Below are 15,284 nucleotides of genomic sequence, written 5' to 3' on the forward strand. Positions count from 1 at the left end.
TGTCCGGAGGACGTGACAACATGCCGTCATGTCCTCCGCACTGACCGATCTCTTCCCTCATCCGATCGTGCAGGCCCCCATGGCGGGCGGCGTCTCCGTGCCGCGGCTCGCCGCAGCCGTGTCCGAGGCGGGCGGGCTCGGGTTCCTCGCCGCCGGGTACAAGACGGCCGACGGGATGTACCAGGAGATCAAGCAGCTGCGCGGGCTGACCGGGCGCCCTTTCGGCGTCAACCTCTTCATGCCGCAGCCCGAGTACGCCGACCCGGCCGCCGTGGAGGTCTACGCCCACCAGCTGGCCGGCGAGGCCACCTGGTACGAGACCGAGCTCGGCGACCCCGACAGCGGCCGTGACGACGGGTACGACGCCAAGCTCGCCGTACTCCTCGACAACCCCGTGCCGGTGGCCTCCTTCCACTTCGGCGTCCCGAGCAGCGACGCCCTGGAGTCGCTGCGGCGCGCCGGCACCTTCACCCTCGTCACCGCGACCACCCCCGAAGAGGCCCTGGCCGTGCAGTACGCGGGCGCCGACGCGGTCATCGCGCAGGGCGTCGAGGCCGGCGGGCACCAGGGCACCCACCGTGACCTCCCGGAGCAGGACGGCTCGGGTCTCGGGCTCCTCTCCCTGGTCGCCCAGATCCGTGAGACGGTCACCCTCCCGATCGTCGCCGCCGGCGGCATCATGCGCGGCAGCCAGATCGCCGCCGTCCTCGCCGCCGGCGCGAGCGCGGCCCAGCTCGGCACGGCGTTCCTCGCCGCGCACGAGTCCGGCGCCCATGACGTGCACAAGCAGGCGCTGACCAACCCCCTCTACGTCCGCACCGAGTTGACCCGCGCCTTCTCAGGGCGGCCCGCCCGGGGCCTGGTCAACCGCTTCCTGCGCGAGCACGGGCCGTACGCCCCCGCCGCCTACCCCGAGGTCCACCACCTGACCGCCCCGCTCCGCAAGGCCGCCGCCAAGGCCGGGGACGCCCAGGGCATGGCGCTGTGGTCGGGACAGGGCCACCGGCTGGCACGCGAACTGCCCGCGGGGCAGCTCGTGGAGATACTCGCGGCCGAACTCGACGCCGCCAGGACAGCGTTGTCAGGCAAGGGGGACCTGCGATGACCGCACCGGTGTTCGTCGTCGAGCACTTCGTCCAGCAGACCGAGCCGGGGACCGGCGGACGCTACGTCCTCGACGGCCCCGAAGGCCGCCACGCCGTCTCCGTGAAGCGCCTGCAGCCCGGCGAGGACGTCATCCTCACCGACGGTGCCGGGCACTGGGCCGACTGCGTGGTGCTCGGCACCGAGGGCAAGGACCGGCTGATCGTCCAGCTGGACTCGGTGCACGAGGCACCCCGGGCGCAGCCCCGCATCACCGTCGTCCAGGCCCTCCCCAAGGGCGACCGCGGTGAACTCGCCGTCGAGACCATGACCGAGGTCGGCGTCGACGCCGTCGTGCCCTGGCAGGCGGCCCGCTGCATCACCCAGTGGAGGGGCGACCGGGGCCTGAAGGCACTCGCCAAGTGGCGGGCCACCGCCCGCGAGGCCGGCAAGCAGTCCCGCCGGCTCCGCTTCCCCGAGGTCGCGGACGCGGCAACCACCAAGCAGGTTGCCGCACTTCTCGCCAAAGCCGACTTCGCCGCCGTGCTCCACTCCGACTTCGAGCGCGGCAGCGCGCCGCTGGCCACCGCCGAACTCCCCGACGAGGGCGAGATCGTGCTGGTCGTCGGTCCCGAAGGGGGCGTCGCCAAGGACGAGTTGGCGCTCTTCGAGGAGGCGGGTGCGCGCGCCTATGTCCTCGGGCCTACCGTGCTGCGTACATCGACCGCCGGGACCGCGGCGACCGCCCTGCTCCTCGGCCGCACCGGCCGCTGGTCCTGATCCCTGGAAGGACGGCTGTGGAACTCGCCCAAGTACGTCTGCTCGTCACCGACTTCGCCGCCTGCTACCGCTTCTACGCCGAGGTCCTCGGCCTGAAGCCCCAGTCGGGGGCGGCGGACGGGCCGTACGAGAAGTTCAGCCCCGCGACCGGCTCGGCGGGCATCGCGCTCCAGGACCGGGCGATGATGGCGGAGGTCCTCGGCGAACTGGGCGGTACGGCCACCGGGCACCGCTCCCTGGTGGTGCTGCGCGTCGACGACCTGGACACCTACTGCGAGCAGCTCGCGTCCCGCGGCGCCACCCTGCTGCACGGCCCGTCCCTCATGACGGACCGCATGCGCGTCGCCCACCTCAAGGACCCGGAGGGCAACCTGGTGGAGTTGCAGGAGTGGCTGCTGCTGCGCGGCTGACGGTACTTCTCGACGCCGGTTTCGCATCATTCAGCCCGTCCGGCGTTTGAGGACGAGGCCTTTCGGGCCGATGCGGGGGCCTGGGGGCGGCAGCCCCCTGCGGCGGTCACGTCGACGCCGGGTCACTCACAACCGGCGCGCTCAATGACCGTATGCGCCCTACCGCCGGACGGCACGCGGTGGCAGGCTGCCCTTCATGGTGGCGTTGAGACGGAACGGGCGTCGGCCGCGCGGGGTGCGAGTGGCGGGTGTGGTCGGGGGTGTCGTGCTGGCCGTGGGCGGGGTCGCCGCGTGTGATCCGACCGGGGCGGTCAGCTCCGCGACCGTCTCGTACACCACCGACCAGCTGGTCACCAAGGAGCTCAACCGGCAGAAGGCCGACGTGAGTTGGCTGACCTGCACGGCCTCGTACGACAACGGCGACCGGACGCCGAGCGCGACCGTGAACACCGTCGCCACCGTGAACTGCGAGGGCAAGACGCGGGACGGCAAGGACATCACCGTCAAGGGCAAGGTGACCCGGACCGTCAGCGGCGCGTGTGTGCGCGGGGACCTCACCGCCACCGTGGGCGGCAAGCAGTGGTTCCACGTCGACGGACTCGGCGACTGCACCGCCACCCCCACCCCGCGGGTCAACAACCCCGGGCAGCCCGGCCCCACCGTCACGGTGACCGTCACCAGGACCATCTGGTGCCAGAACGACCCGCAGTGCTGGCCCGACGGCAAGTGATCGAAACCTCTGTGCACGGGGACCGCACGTGCATAGGGTGATCGGGTGACACAGCCTGCGACGTCTGCATATCTCCGGTTTCCGCACCTGCGGGGCGAGTTGGTGGCCTTCACCGCCGAGGACGACGTGTGGCTCGCGCCGCTCGACGGCGGGCGCGCCTGGCGGGTCAGCGCGGACAACGTGCCGGTCACCCACCCCCGGATCTCGCCCGACGGCACCACCGTCGCCTGGACCTCCGCCCGCGACGGCGCCCCCGAGGTGCACATCGCCCCGGTCGACGGCGGCCCCGGCAGAAGGCTGACCCACTGGGGCAGCGCCCGCACCCAGGTGCGCGGCTGGACCCCGGACGGCAAGATCCTCGCGATCACCACCCACGGCCAGGCGAGCCTGCGCCGCAGCTGGGCGCACACCCTCCCGCTCGACGGCGGCCCCGGCACCACCCTGCCGTACGGCCCCGTCGGCGATGTCGCCCACGGCCCCGCGACCGTGGTCCTCTCCGCGCCCATGGGCCGGGAGGCCGCCTGGTGGAAGCGGTACCGGGGCGGCACGGCGGGCAAGCTGTGGATCGACCGCGAGGGCGACGGCGAGTTCGTACGGCTGCACGAGGAGCTGGACGGGAATCTGGAGTACCCCGTGTGGGCGGGCGACCGGATCGCCTTCCTCTCCGACCACGAGGGCACCGGGGCCGTCTACTCCTCCCTCGCCGACGGCTCCGACCTGCGCCGGCACACCCCCCTCGACGGCTACTACGCCCGGCACGCGGCGGGCGACGGCACCCGGGTCGTCTACACCTCCGCCGGTGAGCTCTGGATCCTCGACGACCTCGACGGCGCCGAACCGCGCCGCCTGGAGGTCCGGCTCGGCGGCCGGCGCGCCGACCGGCAGCCGTTCCCGGTGGACGCCTCCCGCTGGTTCGGCTCGGCCGCCCCCGACCACACCGCGCGCGGCAGCGCGGTCGCGGTGCGCGGCGCCGTCCACTGGGTCACCCACCGCTCGGGCCCGGCCCGCGCGCTCGCCGACGAACCCGGCGTCCGGGCGCGGCTGCCGCGCACCTTCCGCGCCGAGGGCGAGGAGTGGGTCGTCTGGGTGACGGACGCGGAGGGCGACGACGCCCTGGAGTTCGCGCCCGCCACCGGACTCGCCCCCGGCGCCACCCCGCGCCGCCTCGCCGCGGGCCGCCTGGGCCGGGTCCTCGGGCTCGCCATGGCCCCCGACGGCAGCCGGGCCGCGGTCGCCGCGCACGACGGCCGGGTGCTGCTCGTCGAGCGGGAGACCGGCGAGGTCCGCGAGGTCGACCGCAGCGAGGACGGCGACGTACGGGGACTGACCTTCTCGCCCGACTCGGCCTGGCTCGCCTGGTCGCACCCCGGCCCCGAGCCGCTGTGCCAGCTCCGCCTCGCCAACACCACCGACCTGTCGGTCACCGAGGCGACCCCGCTGCGCTTCCAGGACTACGCCCCGGCCTTCACCCTCGACGGCAAGCACCTGGCCTTCCTGTCCAACCGCTCCTTCGACCCGGTCTACGACGAGCACGTCTTCGACCTGGCGTTCGTGGTCGGCGACCGCCCGCACCTGATCACCCTGGCCGCGACCACCCCGTCCCCCTTCGGCCCGCAGCGCCACGGCCGGCCCTTCGAGGCCCCCGACAAGGACGAGACCCCCGACAGCGAGGGCACCCCGACCACCCGGATCGACCTGGAAGGTCTCGCCGACCGGATCGTGCCCTTCCCGGTGGAGGCCGGCCGCTACTCCAACCTGCGCGCGGCCAAGGACGGCGTGCTGTGGCTGCGCCACCCCGTCCAGGGCGTCCTCGGCTCCTCCCGGGCCACCCCGGACGACCCCGACCCCAAGACCGACCTCCAGCGCTACGACCTCGCCCAGCAGCGCCTCGAACACCTCGCGGCCGACGCCGACCACTTCGCCGTCAGCGGCGACGGCAAGCGGGTCCTGCTGTGGACCGACGGCAGGCTGAAGGTCGTACCGAGCGACCGCCGTGCCTCGGGCGACGACGACAGCGACACGAACATCTCGGTCGACCTCGGCCGCATCCGGCAGACCGTCGACCCCTCGGCCGAGTGGCGGCAGATGTACGAGGAGACCGGCCGCATCATGCGGGACCACTTCTGGCGCCCTGACATGAGCGGTGTCGACTGGAACGGCGTCCTCGACCGCTACCGTCCGGTCCTGGACCGGGTCGCCACCCATGACGACCTCGTCGACCTCCTCTGGGAGGTGCACGGCGAACTCGGCACCTCGCACGCCTACGTCACCCCGCGCGGCGGCCACGGTCACGGCCCCCGCCAGGGCCTGCTCGGCGCCGACATCTCCCGCCACGACGACGGCCCCCAGGGGGCGGCGCAGTGGCGCATCGACCGCATCCTGCCGACCGAGACCTCCGACCCCGCCGCGCGCTCCCCGCTCGCCGCACCCGGTGTGGCGGTCCGCGCCGGGGACGCGATCGTCGCGGTGGGAGGCCGGCCGGTCGATCCCGTCACCGGCCCCGGTCCGCTCCTCGTCGGCACGGCGGGCAGACCGGTCGAGCTCACCGTCTCCCCCTCCGGCGGCGGCGACCTCCGGCACGCCGTGGTCGTCCCCGTCTCCGACGAGGAGCCCCTGCGCTACCACGCCTGGGTCGCCGACCGCCGCGCCTACGTCCACGAGAGGTCCGGGGGCCGGCTGGGGTATCTGCACGTCCCGGACATGCAGGCACCGGGCTGGGCGCAGATCCACCGCGACCTGCGCGTCGAGGTGGCCCGCGAGGGCCTGGTGGTCGACGTCCGCGAGAACCGCGGCGGCCACACCTCCCAGCTGGTCGTCGAGAAGCTGGCCCGCAGGATCGTCGGCTGGGCGCTGCCGCGGGGGATGCGCGCGTACAGCTACCCGAGGGACGCGCCTCGCGGACCCGTCGTCGCCGTGGCCAACGAGTTCTCCGGCTCGGACGGCGACATCGTCAACGCGGCGATCAAGGCACTGGGCATCGGCCCGGTCGTCGGCACCCGCACCTGGGGCGGGGTCATCGGGATCGACAGCCGCTACCGGCTGGTCGACGGCACACTGATCACCCAGCCGAAGTACGCCTTCTGGCTGGAGGGGTACGAGTGGGGCGTCGAGAACCACGGCGTCGACCCGGACGTGGAGGTCCTGCAGCGGCCGCAGGACTACGCGGCGGGCCGGGACGCCCAGCTGGACGAGGCGGTGCGGATCGCGCTGGAGGCGTTGGAGAGCGCTCCGGCGAAGATCCCGCCGAGCCTGCCTCGTTAAGATGCCTCAGGACCTCTACGGAAGGAACGTCATGCCAGGGGAACCCCAGGACGACTGCCTGTTCTGCAAGATCGTGGCGGGCCAGATCCCGGCGACGATCGTCCGCGAATCGGAGACGACCGTCGCCTTCCGGGACATCAACCCCCAGGCCCCCACCCACGTCCTGGTGATCCCCAAGGCGCACTACGAGAACGCCGCCGCCCTCGCCGCCGCGGAACCGCAGCTCGCCGCGGACGTCCTCCAGGCGACCCGGGCCGTCGCCGAACAGGAAAAGCTGGAGAGCTACCGCACCGTCTTCAACACCGGCAGCGGTGCCGGCCAGACCGTCTGGCACGCCCACGCCCATGTGATCGGCGGCCGCGGTCTCCAGTGGCCCCCCGGGTAACTCGTAGTGTCCGTACGTGAGTTGGTCGTCCTCGGCACCGCCAGCCAGGTCCCGACCAGGCACCGCAACCACAACGGCTACCTGCTGCGCTGGGACGGCCAGGGCATCCTCTTCGACCCCGGTGAGGGCACCCAGCGCCAGATGCTGCGGGCCGGGGTCGCGGCCCACGACCTCAACCGGATCTGTGTCACCCACTTCCACGGCGACCACTCCCTCGGCCTCGCGGGCGTGATCCAGCGCATCAACCTCGACCGGGTCCCGCACGAGGTCACGGCCCACTACCCGAAGTCGGGGCAGCACTTCTTCGACCGCCTGCGGTACGCGACGGCGTACCGGGAGACGGTCCGGCTCACCGAGGCACCGGTCGCGGCCGACGGGGTGCTCGCGCAGGCCGGCGGCTGCACGCTGGAGGCCCGCAGGCTGTCGCACCCCGTCGAGTCCTACGGCTACCGCCTCACCGAACCCGACGGCCGCCGGATGCTCCCCGACCGCCTCGCCGCGCACGGCGTCAAGGGGCCCGATGTCGGACGGATCCAGCGGGAGGGCTCGCTGAACGGCGTCTCCCTCGACGACGTCAGCGAGGTCCGCCGGGGCCAGCGGTTCGCGTTCGTCATGGACACCCGCCTCTGCGACGGTGTCCACGCCCTCGCCGACGGCTGCGACCTGCTCGTCATCGAGTCGACCTTCCTCGACGAGGACCAGCAACTCGCCGTGGAACACGGCCACCTGACCGCCGGTCAGGCCGCCGCCGTGGCCCGCGACGCCGGCGTACGGCATCTCGTGCTCACCCACTTCAGCCAGCGCTACTCCGATCCCGAGGAGTTCGAACGGCAGGCGCGGGCCGCCGGGTACGAGGGCGAGCTGACCGTGGCCCACGACCTGCTGAGGGTCCCGGTTCCGAAACGGCGATAAAGCGGCCGTACGATGCTTTGATGTCCCTCCCCAAAGCTGAACTGCACCTGCACATCGAAGGCACCCTGGAGCCGGAGCTGGCTTTCGAGCTGGCCGCGCGCAACGGCGTCGAGCTGCCGTACGCCGACACGGACACGCTCCGCAAGGCGTACCGGTTCGAGGATCTCCAGTCCTTTCTGAACCTGTACTACGAGCTCATGGCCGTCCTGCGCACCGAGCGGGACTTCGAGGACCTGGCGAACGCCTATCTCGCCCGGGCCGCCGCGCAGGGGGTGCGGCACGCGGAGATCTTCTTCGACCCGCAGGCGCACCTGGCTCGGGGTGTGGAGATGGGGACGGTCGTCGAGGGGCTGGGGCGGGCACTGGAGCACAGTCAGGCCGTGCACGGTGTCTCCACGCAGCTGATCATGTGCTTCCTGCGGGACGAGTCCGCCGAATCGGCCCTGGAGACCCTTGAGGCGGCCAAGCCGTACCTCGACCGGATAGTCGGCGTCGGGCTCGACTCCGCCGAGGTGGGGCATCCCCCGGCGAAGTTCCGCGAGGTGTACGAGGCCGCTGCCGCCATGGGGCTGCGGCGGGTGGCGCACGCCGGGGAGGAAGGGCCGCCGGAGTACATCGTCGAGGCGCTCGACGTGCTCGGGGTGGAGCGCATCGACCACGGGCTGCGGTGCATGGAGTCTCCGACGTTGGTAGAGCGGCTTGTCCGGGACCGGGTTCCGCTGACTCTGTGTCCCTTGTCCAACGTGCGGCTTCGTACGGTTGATGTGCTGGGCGATCATCCGTTGCCGGCGATGTTGGACGCGGGGTTGATGTGCACGGTGAACTCCGACGATCCGGCTTACTTCGGGGGGTATGCGGGGGACAACTTCGAGGCGGTGCGCGTGGCGCTGGGCCTGGGCGAGGAACAGTTGCGGGAGTTGGCTCGGAACTCCTTCCTTGCGTCCTTCCTGGAGCACGACGAAGGGCTGCGGGCTCGGTATCTCGCGGAAGTTGATGCTTACGAGTTCTGAGGTGCGTTGTCGGGTGCGGGTGCGTGGGGGCTGGTCGCGCAGTTCCCCGCGCCCCTGAACGCCTTACGCTGCCGTCGCTTTGTCGTACACCTGGGTCTGCACCTGGATTTCCACCAGCGGGAGCGTGCGCCTGCCCGCGCCCAGCGCCACCGCCGTCATCGGGACCGCGATCAGGAGCAGGCCCGCTGCCAGGACCATGCCCATCACCGGGAAGCCGGTCTCGGTGGCCAGCAGGCTGCCGGTCAGGGGGCCCGCGGCCGTGCCCAGTGAGGAGGCCGAGCCGACCAGGACCGCCCAGCGGCCGCGGGGGTCCAGGGAGGCGGCGAGGCCTATGACGTACGACAGGACGATCGGGTAGAGCGTGTTCCACGCGATCTCGCCGGTCGCGAAGGACCTCAGGTCGGTCGCGGAGGCGCTGAGGGTGATGCAGACGGCGATGAGGACCGTGCCGCCGCCGACGGGCAGCGCGCGGCCGAGGCGGGGACCGAGCGCGCCCGCGCCGACGACGCCCAGCAGGCCCGCGCCCAGGGCGATCGCGAAGACCGCGCCGACCGTCGCCTCGGAGAGGTGGGCCTGGGTGAGGCCGATGCGGCCGCTGACGCCCCAGAGGGCGTTCTGGGCGAGGGACCAGCACGGGAGGGTCGCGGCGAGGAGGAGACCGGCGCGGAGGTGGGGGAGCGGGGTGCGGATCTCCCGGCTCCTGGCGGGGGCCGTGCGCAGCGGGAGACGGCTCGTCAGGGGCCAGACCGCCAGGGCGGTGAGGGCGATCGCGGCGAGGGGCTGGCCGTGGCCGGGGCCCAGGTGCGGGACGGTCAGGTAGACCGCGCCGGCGAGTGCGGAGACGCCGAGCAGGCCGACCGTGGTGGCGCGGTGCGGGTCCGGCTGGGCGGCGATGCCGGTGGCGGCCACCGCCGTCGACGTACCGGATCCGAAGCCGCCGATCAGGGCCCCGACGACGACCGCGGGGACGGCGTGGGTGAGGGCGGCGCCGCCGTAGCCGAGGGCGGCGAGGGCGAGACCGGCGCGAGCGAGGGTGCGGGGGCCGACACGGTCGACGCGGGAGGCGAGCAGGAAGCCGGCCGCCGCCGAACTCAGCAGCAGCGCACTGCCGACGGCACCCGCCTCGGTGGCGGTGAGCGGCAGCCCGGAGTCGAGTCTGCCGACGGTGGTGGGGAGGAGGTAGGGGGCGAGGTACCCGGCCGTGAAAAGGGCAATGAGGGGCCAGGGCAGGGTGGAGCGACGGGCGAACACGGGCGTTCCCAGGGCATGCGAAAAGAAGCGGCTCAAAAGGGGGTGGGGCGCAGGCCGTCGACGGACAGGAACGCGCGAAGAATTTGTATCAAGCACGCGGTTGCGGAAGAAGAGCGGGTTGCGTGATGTGGATCACGTTCTGTTTGGGGTCCGGGAAGCCGGGTAGACGCGAGCGCTCTCCGGCCGCTTCTAACGCCAGCTGGGGGCGCCCCCCGCGCCCGGTGCCGTCGCCTCGATCTTGCCCCTGATCTCGCGCATCACCGTGATGATCTGCTGCTCGTGGTCCGGCGTCAGACGGGCGACCGGTACCGAGCAGCTGACGGCGTCCTGGGCCGGGGAGTCGTAGCGCAGGGCGAAGCCGAAGCCGACGATGCCGGGGACGCCCTCCTCGCGGTCGATCGCGTAGCCGCGGGCGCGGACCTCGGCGAGATCGGTCAGCAGGGAGTCGCGGGTGGTGTGGGAGTGGGGGGTGAGCGCCTCGTACGGCCCCTCGGGGAGCGTCTCGTCGGGCCGTTCGGCCAGCAGTGCCTTGCCCAGCGCGCCGACGTGCGCGGGCAGCCGGCGGCCGACCCTGCTGATGGTCCGCAGGTACTCGTGCGACTCGCGCGTCGCGAGATAGGCCACGTCCCGGCCGTCGAGCCGGCCCAGGTGGATCGTCTCGCCCAGAGCCTCGGAGGCCTCGTCGAGATACGGCCGCACGACCCGCACGCGCGGGTCGGAGTCCAGGTAGCTGGTGCCGGTGAGCAGGGCGTGGATGCCGATGCCGTACAGCGAGCCGGTGACGTCGGTGCGGACCCAGCCGCGCGAGATCAGGGTCTGGAGCAGCGCGTACATCGAACTGCGCGGCACGCCCAGCTCGTCCGCGAGCTCCTGGAGCCGCGCCGGGCGGTCGCCGCGCGCGGCCAGCAGTTCGAGGAGCTCGACGGTGCGGGCCGCCGACTTCACCTCGCGGACACCACCGGTCTCCGGGCGCTCGACCCCTGTCTCCGACATGCGCCGATGGTAATCGGCCCCTCAAACCTGGCGCCGACCCATTGACGGGCGCGGTTCGCCTACCTAATCTCCATCTTCATACGTAGATAGCGTCTACATAGGGAGATGACCGAGGGTGACCCCCGACCCGGACACGGCCCGACGACTGCGGGACGGCATGGCACACGGTGTGCTGTCCTTCCCGCTCACGAGCTTCCACGACGACGGCACCCTCGACCCGGACGGCTTCCGCACGCACCTGGCCACGCAACTGGAGTGGGGGCCGGGCGCGGTCTTCCCGGCCTGCGGCACCGGCGAGTTCTTCTCCCTGGACGAGGACGAGTACCGGCAGGTCGTCACCATCGCCGTCGCGGAGGCCGGCGGGCGCGTGCCCGTCGTCGCCGGGATCGGCTACGGCTGGGCGCAGGCCGTCCGGTTCGCCCGGATCGCCGAGGAGGCGGGGGCGGACGCGCTGCTGGTTCTCCCGCACTACCTGGTCGCCGCCCCGCAGGACGGGCTGGTCGCCCAGCTGGAGCAGATCGCGGCCCGCACGCGGCTGCCGCTCATCGCCTACCAGCGCGGTCAGGTCACCTTCGGCGTGGACGCGTTCCGGCGGGTCGCCGCGATCGACGGGGTCATCGGGCTCAAGGACGGCCACAGCGACCTCGACCGGCTCCAGCGCCTGACCCTCGCCGCCCCCGAGGGCTTCCTGTTCTTCAACGGCGCCTCCACCGCCGAGATCCAGGCCCGCGCCTACGCCACCGTCGGCGTCCCCGCCTACTCCTCGGCCGTCCACGCCTTCGCCCCCGAGATCGCCGGCGCCTTCTTCGACGCGCTGCGCGCCGGCGACAAGGGCGACGGCACGGTCGAGAGGCTGCTGCGCGACTTCTACGTTCCGCTCGTCGAGCTCCGGGACCGGGTGCCCGGGTACGCGGTGTCGCTGGTGAAGGCGGCTGCGCGGCTGCGGGGGCGGCCGGTGGGGCCCGTGCGGGCGCCGCTCACCGACCCGTCGGACGCCGACCTGGCGGACCTTCGCCTGCTGTTGGCCACCGGCCTCGACCTCGTGGGAGCCTCGCTGTGAACCTCACGATCACCGATGTCCGGCTGACGCCGATCCTCGTCGCCGATCCGCCGCTGCTGAACACCCAGGGCGTGCATCAGCCGTACACCCCCCGGCTGATCGTCGAGGTGGAGACCGCCGAGGGGGTCGTGGGGGTCGGGGAGACGTACGGCGACACCAAGTACCTGGATTTGGCCCGGCCGTTCGCCGCCGAGCTGATCGGACGTCAGGTCGGCGATCTGAACGGACTCTTCACGGTCGCGGACCAGGTGGCGGTGGACTCCTCCCGGGTCTCCGGCCAGGTCGACGTCGGCGGGCTGCGGGGCGTACAGACCGCCGACAAGCTGCGGCTGTCCGTCGTCTCCGGGTTCGAGGTGGCCTGCCTCGACGCGCTGGGCAAAGCGCTCGGGCTGCCCGTGCACGCGCTGCTCGGGGGCAAGGTGCGGGACGCGGTCGACTACAGCGCGTATCTGTTCTACAAGTGGGCCGCCCATCCGGAGGGCGTCGTCTGCGAGAAGGACGACTGGGGGGCGGCTGTCGACCCCGCGGGGGTGGTGGCGCAGGCCCGGCTGTTCACCGAGCGGTACGGCTTCACGTCCTTCAAGCTCAAGGGCGGGGTCTTCCCGCCGGACGAGGAGATCGCGGCGGTCAGGGCTCTTGCCGAGGCGTTCCCCGGGCAGCCCCTGCGGCTCGATCCCAACGGGGCCTGGAGCGTGGCGACTTCGCTGCGGGTCGCCGAGGAGCTGGGAGACGTCCTGGAGTACCTGGAGGATCCCGCGCTGGGGACCGCGGCGATGGCCGAGGTGTCCGCCGGGACGGATGTGCCGCTGGCCACCAACATGTGCGTGACGACCTTCGCGGAGATCAAGGAGGCGTTCGCCCGGGATGCCGTGCAGGTGGTGCTCTCCGATCACCACTACTGGGGCGGGCTGCGGAACACCCAGCAACTCGCCGCGATCTGCCGGACGTTCGGAGTGGGGGTGTCCATGCACTCCAACACCCATCTGGGGATCTCGCTGGCCGCGATGACGCATGTGGCGTCCACGGTGCCGAATCTCCACCACGCCTGCGACTCGCACTATCCGTGGCAGTCCGAGGACGTGCTGACCGAGCGGCTGGTCTTCGAGGGCGGGGCGGTGCGGGTCTCCGACGCGCCCGGGCTCGGGGTCGAAGTCGACCGGGAGAAGGTGGCGCTCCTGCATCGGCGCTGGCTGGATGACGACGGTTCGCTGCGGGAGCGGGACGACGGCGCGGCGATGCGGGTGGCCGAGCCGGGGTGGGTCACGCCGGCCGTGCCTCGCTGGTAGGCGGGGGATCCGAGGGACTGCGGAGGTCCGGCGCACCGGGCGGGTCGCGGGTGAGCGGCGGCCCGTTGTCGGTGGGGTGGTGCAGACTGGCCTGATCGGCACCACGCGCAGGGAGCTCACCGTGATCGCGTCCTACGGGAAGGGACCGTCGTACGACAACGGGAAAGCCGGGCCGTGCCAGGCCCAGGTCGACCCCCTGGACGCCGTGCGCACACCCGGCGATCCGCCCTGGGACGTCTATCTCACCGGCACCGTCTTCCTCGACATCGTCTTCACCGGGCTCGACTCCGCCCCGGTGCGCGGGACCGAGTCCTGGGCCCGCGGCATGGGGTCGAGCCCCGGCGGCGTGGCGAACATGGCGACGGCCCTGGCCCGGCTCGGGCTGCGCACCTCGCTGGCCGCGGCCTTCGGCGACGACCACTACGGCGAGTACTGCTGGGACGCCCTGGAGCAGGGTGAGGGCATCGACCTCTCCCCCTCCCGCAGGGTGCCCGGCTGGCACTCCCCGGTCACCGTGTCGATGGCGTACGAGGGCGAGCGCACCATGGTCTCCCACGGTCACGAGCCGCCCCCCGAGGCCGTGCTCGTCCAAGAGGGCGCGCCGGACTGCCCCCCACGCGCGCGTGCGGCCGTGGCCTCGCTGGAGCCGGGCAGGCGCGCCCCCTGGATCGCCCAGGCGGCGAGCAACGGCACCCGCATCTTCGCCGACGTCGGCTGGGACGAGACCGGTGCCTGGGACCTGGCCGGCCTCACCGACCTCGCACACTGCGAGGCCTTCCTGCCGAACGCGGAGGAGGCGATGCGCTACACCGGCGCCGGCTGCCCCCGCGAGGCCGCGCACGCGCTCACCGAGCACGTGCCGCTCGCCGTGGTCACCCTCGGGGCGGAGGGCGCGTACGCGGTGGACCGGCGTACCGGGGAGGCCGCCGAGGTCCCGGCGATCGAGGTCGAGGCGCTCGACCCGACCGGCGCCGGGGACGTCTTCGTGGCCGGCTTCGTCACCGGCACCCTCGCGGGCTGGCCGCTGGCGGACCGGCTGGCCTTCGCCGGCCTGACCGCCGCCCTCTCCGTCCAGGAGTTCGGCGGCTCCCTGTCCGCGCCGGGCTGGGCCGAGATCGGCGCCTGGTGGCGCAAGGTCCAGTCGGTCGCCTCCCAGGACCCCGCCGCGCTGCGCCGGTACGCCTTCCTGGCGGGCCTGATCCCGGAGGAGACCGCTCCGGGCTGGCCCCTTCGGCGAGCCGTCCCGACGATCGGCTTCGGCCGGTCCACCTGACCTCAGAGGCTCGCGGCCCGCTCCAGCGTGGACAGCACCTGCTCCCGGACCACCTCGCGGGCCTCGGCGGGCAGCGCCCCCACCGCCGTACCGCCGAGGGCGTCGAGCACGGTGTCGGCGGGTGTGTCGCAGGGCACGCTCCCGCTCAGGAAGTCGTAGCCGTCGCGGACGGCGACGCGCAGTCCGGGGCGCTCGCCCGGGTGCACGGCGGTCGCCACGACCAGGGGCGGCGGCCCGCCCGGGGCCTCGGTCGCCTTGCGGTAGCCGCTGACCAGCGGTTCATCCCAGTGCAGGCTCAGCAGCAGTGGCTTCTTGGCGAGCAGCTCGGCGAGGTCGGCCTCGAACGGCCCCTCTGCCGCCAGCACCCGCGCCCGGGCGCCCAGGACCAGTGCCGCGGGCAGCAGACAGCGCAGGGTGCTGCCGACGATGTTCCCGCCGACCGTGGCGGTCCGGCGCACCGCCCCGGTGCCGATGCCGGCCGCGGCCCGGTGCAGCACCTCCGGCACCCGCTCGTCGATCCGGTGCAGCAGGACCGCCGCCCCGAGCTCCCCGGCCCCCAGCACGTTCGCCTCCGGCACCTCGCGCAGCGACACGGCCTGTTCGGGGAAGCCGTCGCGTTGCCAGGCGGCCCACACGAGCGTGGCGCCGCCGACGGGCACCGCCCCGTCGGTCAGGCACTCCTGGGCCTCGGACAGGGAGGTGGGCAGACGCAACAGCACGGTCTTCCTGCTTTCTCCGTACGGACTCCGGGACCACCGCGGCTCTCGCCGCCCTCGAACACACGTGGTAGCGAGCGCATTCTGCCCCGGGGTGCGGGGGGAGCATGCAGGGCTCACCGCTGCATCGAGGG

14 protein-coding genes are annotated in these 15,284 nt (G+C 72.9%); 11 read left to right on the forward strand and 3 right to left on the reverse strand.

Annotated features, from left to right (window positions below; all coding sequences use genetic code 11):
* Window positions 1–28 precede the first annotated feature (28 nt).
* The 8 genes from AQI94_RS02595 to AQI94_RS02630 all read left to right on the forward strand — a co-directional run bounded on the left by AQI94_RS02595 (window position 29) and on the right by AQI94_RS02630 (window position 8,571).
* The gene (locus AQI94_RS02595) at window positions 29–1,105 is read left to right on the forward strand and encodes a nitronate monooxygenase (RefSeq protein WP_031048577.1); all 1,077 of its coding nucleotides are present in this window, start codon (window positions 29–31) and stop codon (window positions 1,103–1,105) included.
* Window positions 1,102–1,863: a 16S rRNA (uracil(1498)-N(3))-methyltransferase gene (locus AQI94_RS02600; protein ID WP_031048575.1), complete on the forward strand. Its 762-nt coding sequence runs from the start codon at window positions 1,102–1,104 to the stop codon at window positions 1,861–1,863. Before AQI94_RS02595 ends, AQI94_RS02600 begins: the two co-directional genes overlap by 4 nt.
* Window positions 1,864–1,880: 17 nt before the next feature.
* Entirely contained in the window at window positions 1,881–2,273 is a 393-nt protein-coding gene (locus tag AQI94_RS02605) for a VOC family protein (protein WP_031048573.1), read from the forward strand.
* Window positions 2,274–2,469: 196 nt separating this feature from the next.
* A complete protein-coding gene (locus tag AQI94_RS02610; RefSeq protein ID WP_078902792.1) occupies window positions 2,470–3,003 on the forward strand; it encodes a hypothetical protein in 534 nt (177 codons plus the stop codon).
* Between the two features lie 45 nt (window positions 3,004–3,048).
* Complete coding sequence (locus AQI94_RS02615; protein WP_062229562.1) at window positions 3,049–6,264, forward strand: S41 family peptidase; 3,216 nt, start codon at window positions 3,049–3,051, stop codon at window positions 6,262–6,264.
* A 31-nt stretch (window positions 6,265–6,295) separates the two neighbouring features.
* Complete coding sequence (locus AQI94_RS02620; RefSeq protein ID WP_031046806.1) at window positions 6,296–6,649, forward strand: histidine triad nucleotide-binding protein; 354 nt, start codon at window positions 6,296–6,298, stop codon at window positions 6,647–6,649.
* A gap of 6 nt (window positions 6,650–6,655) precedes the next feature.
* Window positions 6,656–7,561 (forward strand): ribonuclease Z, encoded by a 906-nt coding sequence (locus tag AQI94_RS02625; protein WP_031046809.1) that lies wholly within the window; start codon window positions 6,656–6,658, stop codon window positions 7,559–7,561.
* A gap of 20 nt (window positions 7,562–7,581) precedes the next feature.
* A complete protein-coding gene (locus AQI94_RS02630; protein ID WP_031046813.1) occupies window positions 7,582–8,571 on the forward strand; it encodes an adenosine deaminase in 990 nt (329 codons plus the stop codon).
* A 63-nt stretch (window positions 8,572–8,634) separates the two neighbouring features.
* Here AQI94_RS02630 and AQI94_RS02635 read toward each other — a convergent pair whose 3' ends face one another.
* Window positions 8,635–9,822, reverse strand: coding sequence for an MFS transporter (locus AQI94_RS02635; protein ID WP_031046817.1), 1,188 nt, complete (start codon window positions 9,820–9,822; stop codon window positions 8,635–8,637).
* A 189-nt stretch (window positions 9,823–10,011) separates the two neighbouring features.
* Window positions 10,012–10,815: an IclR family transcriptional regulator gene (locus AQI94_RS02640; protein ID WP_031046821.1), complete on the reverse strand. Its 804-nt coding sequence runs from the start codon at window positions 10,813–10,815 to the stop codon at window positions 10,012–10,014.
* A gap of 157 nt (window positions 10,816–10,972) precedes the next feature.
* Between AQI94_RS02640 and AQI94_RS02645 the strand changes: the two genes are divergently transcribed.
* The 3 genes from AQI94_RS02645 (at window position 10,973) to AQI94_RS02655 (ending at window position 14,434) form a co-directional block, all read left to right on the forward strand.
* On the forward strand, window positions 10,973–11,875 hold the full coding sequence (locus AQI94_RS02645) for a 5-dehydro-4-deoxyglucarate dehydratase (protein ID WP_234438795.1): 903 nt from the start codon (window positions 10,973–10,975) through the stop codon (window positions 11,873–11,875).
* Window positions 11,872–13,161 (forward strand): glucarate dehydratase family protein, encoded by a 1,290-nt coding sequence (locus AQI94_RS02650; RefSeq protein WP_031046831.1) that lies wholly within the window; start codon window positions 11,872–11,874, stop codon window positions 13,159–13,161. Before AQI94_RS02645 ends, AQI94_RS02650 begins: the two co-directional genes overlap by 4 nt.
* Before the next feature lie 121 nt (window positions 13,162–13,282).
* Window positions 13,283–14,434 (forward strand): carbohydrate kinase family protein, encoded by a 1,152-nt coding sequence (locus tag AQI94_RS02655; protein WP_031046833.1) that lies wholly within the window; start codon window positions 13,283–13,285, stop codon window positions 14,432–14,434.
* Between the two features lie 2 nt (window positions 14,435–14,436).
* Here the strand turns inward: AQI94_RS02655 and AQI94_RS02660 are convergent, their stop codons facing one another.
* A complete protein-coding gene (locus AQI94_RS02660) occupies window positions 14,437–15,153 on the reverse strand; it encodes an FAD binding domain-containing protein (RefSeq protein WP_031046836.1) in 717 nt (238 codons plus the stop codon).
* Window positions 15,154–15,284: the final 131 nt, after the last annotated feature.

This window comes from Streptomyces pseudovenezuelae, assembly GCF_001513955.1.
Lineage (GTDB): Bacteria > Actinomycetota > Actinomycetes > Streptomycetales > Streptomycetaceae > Streptomyces > Streptomyces pseudovenezuelae.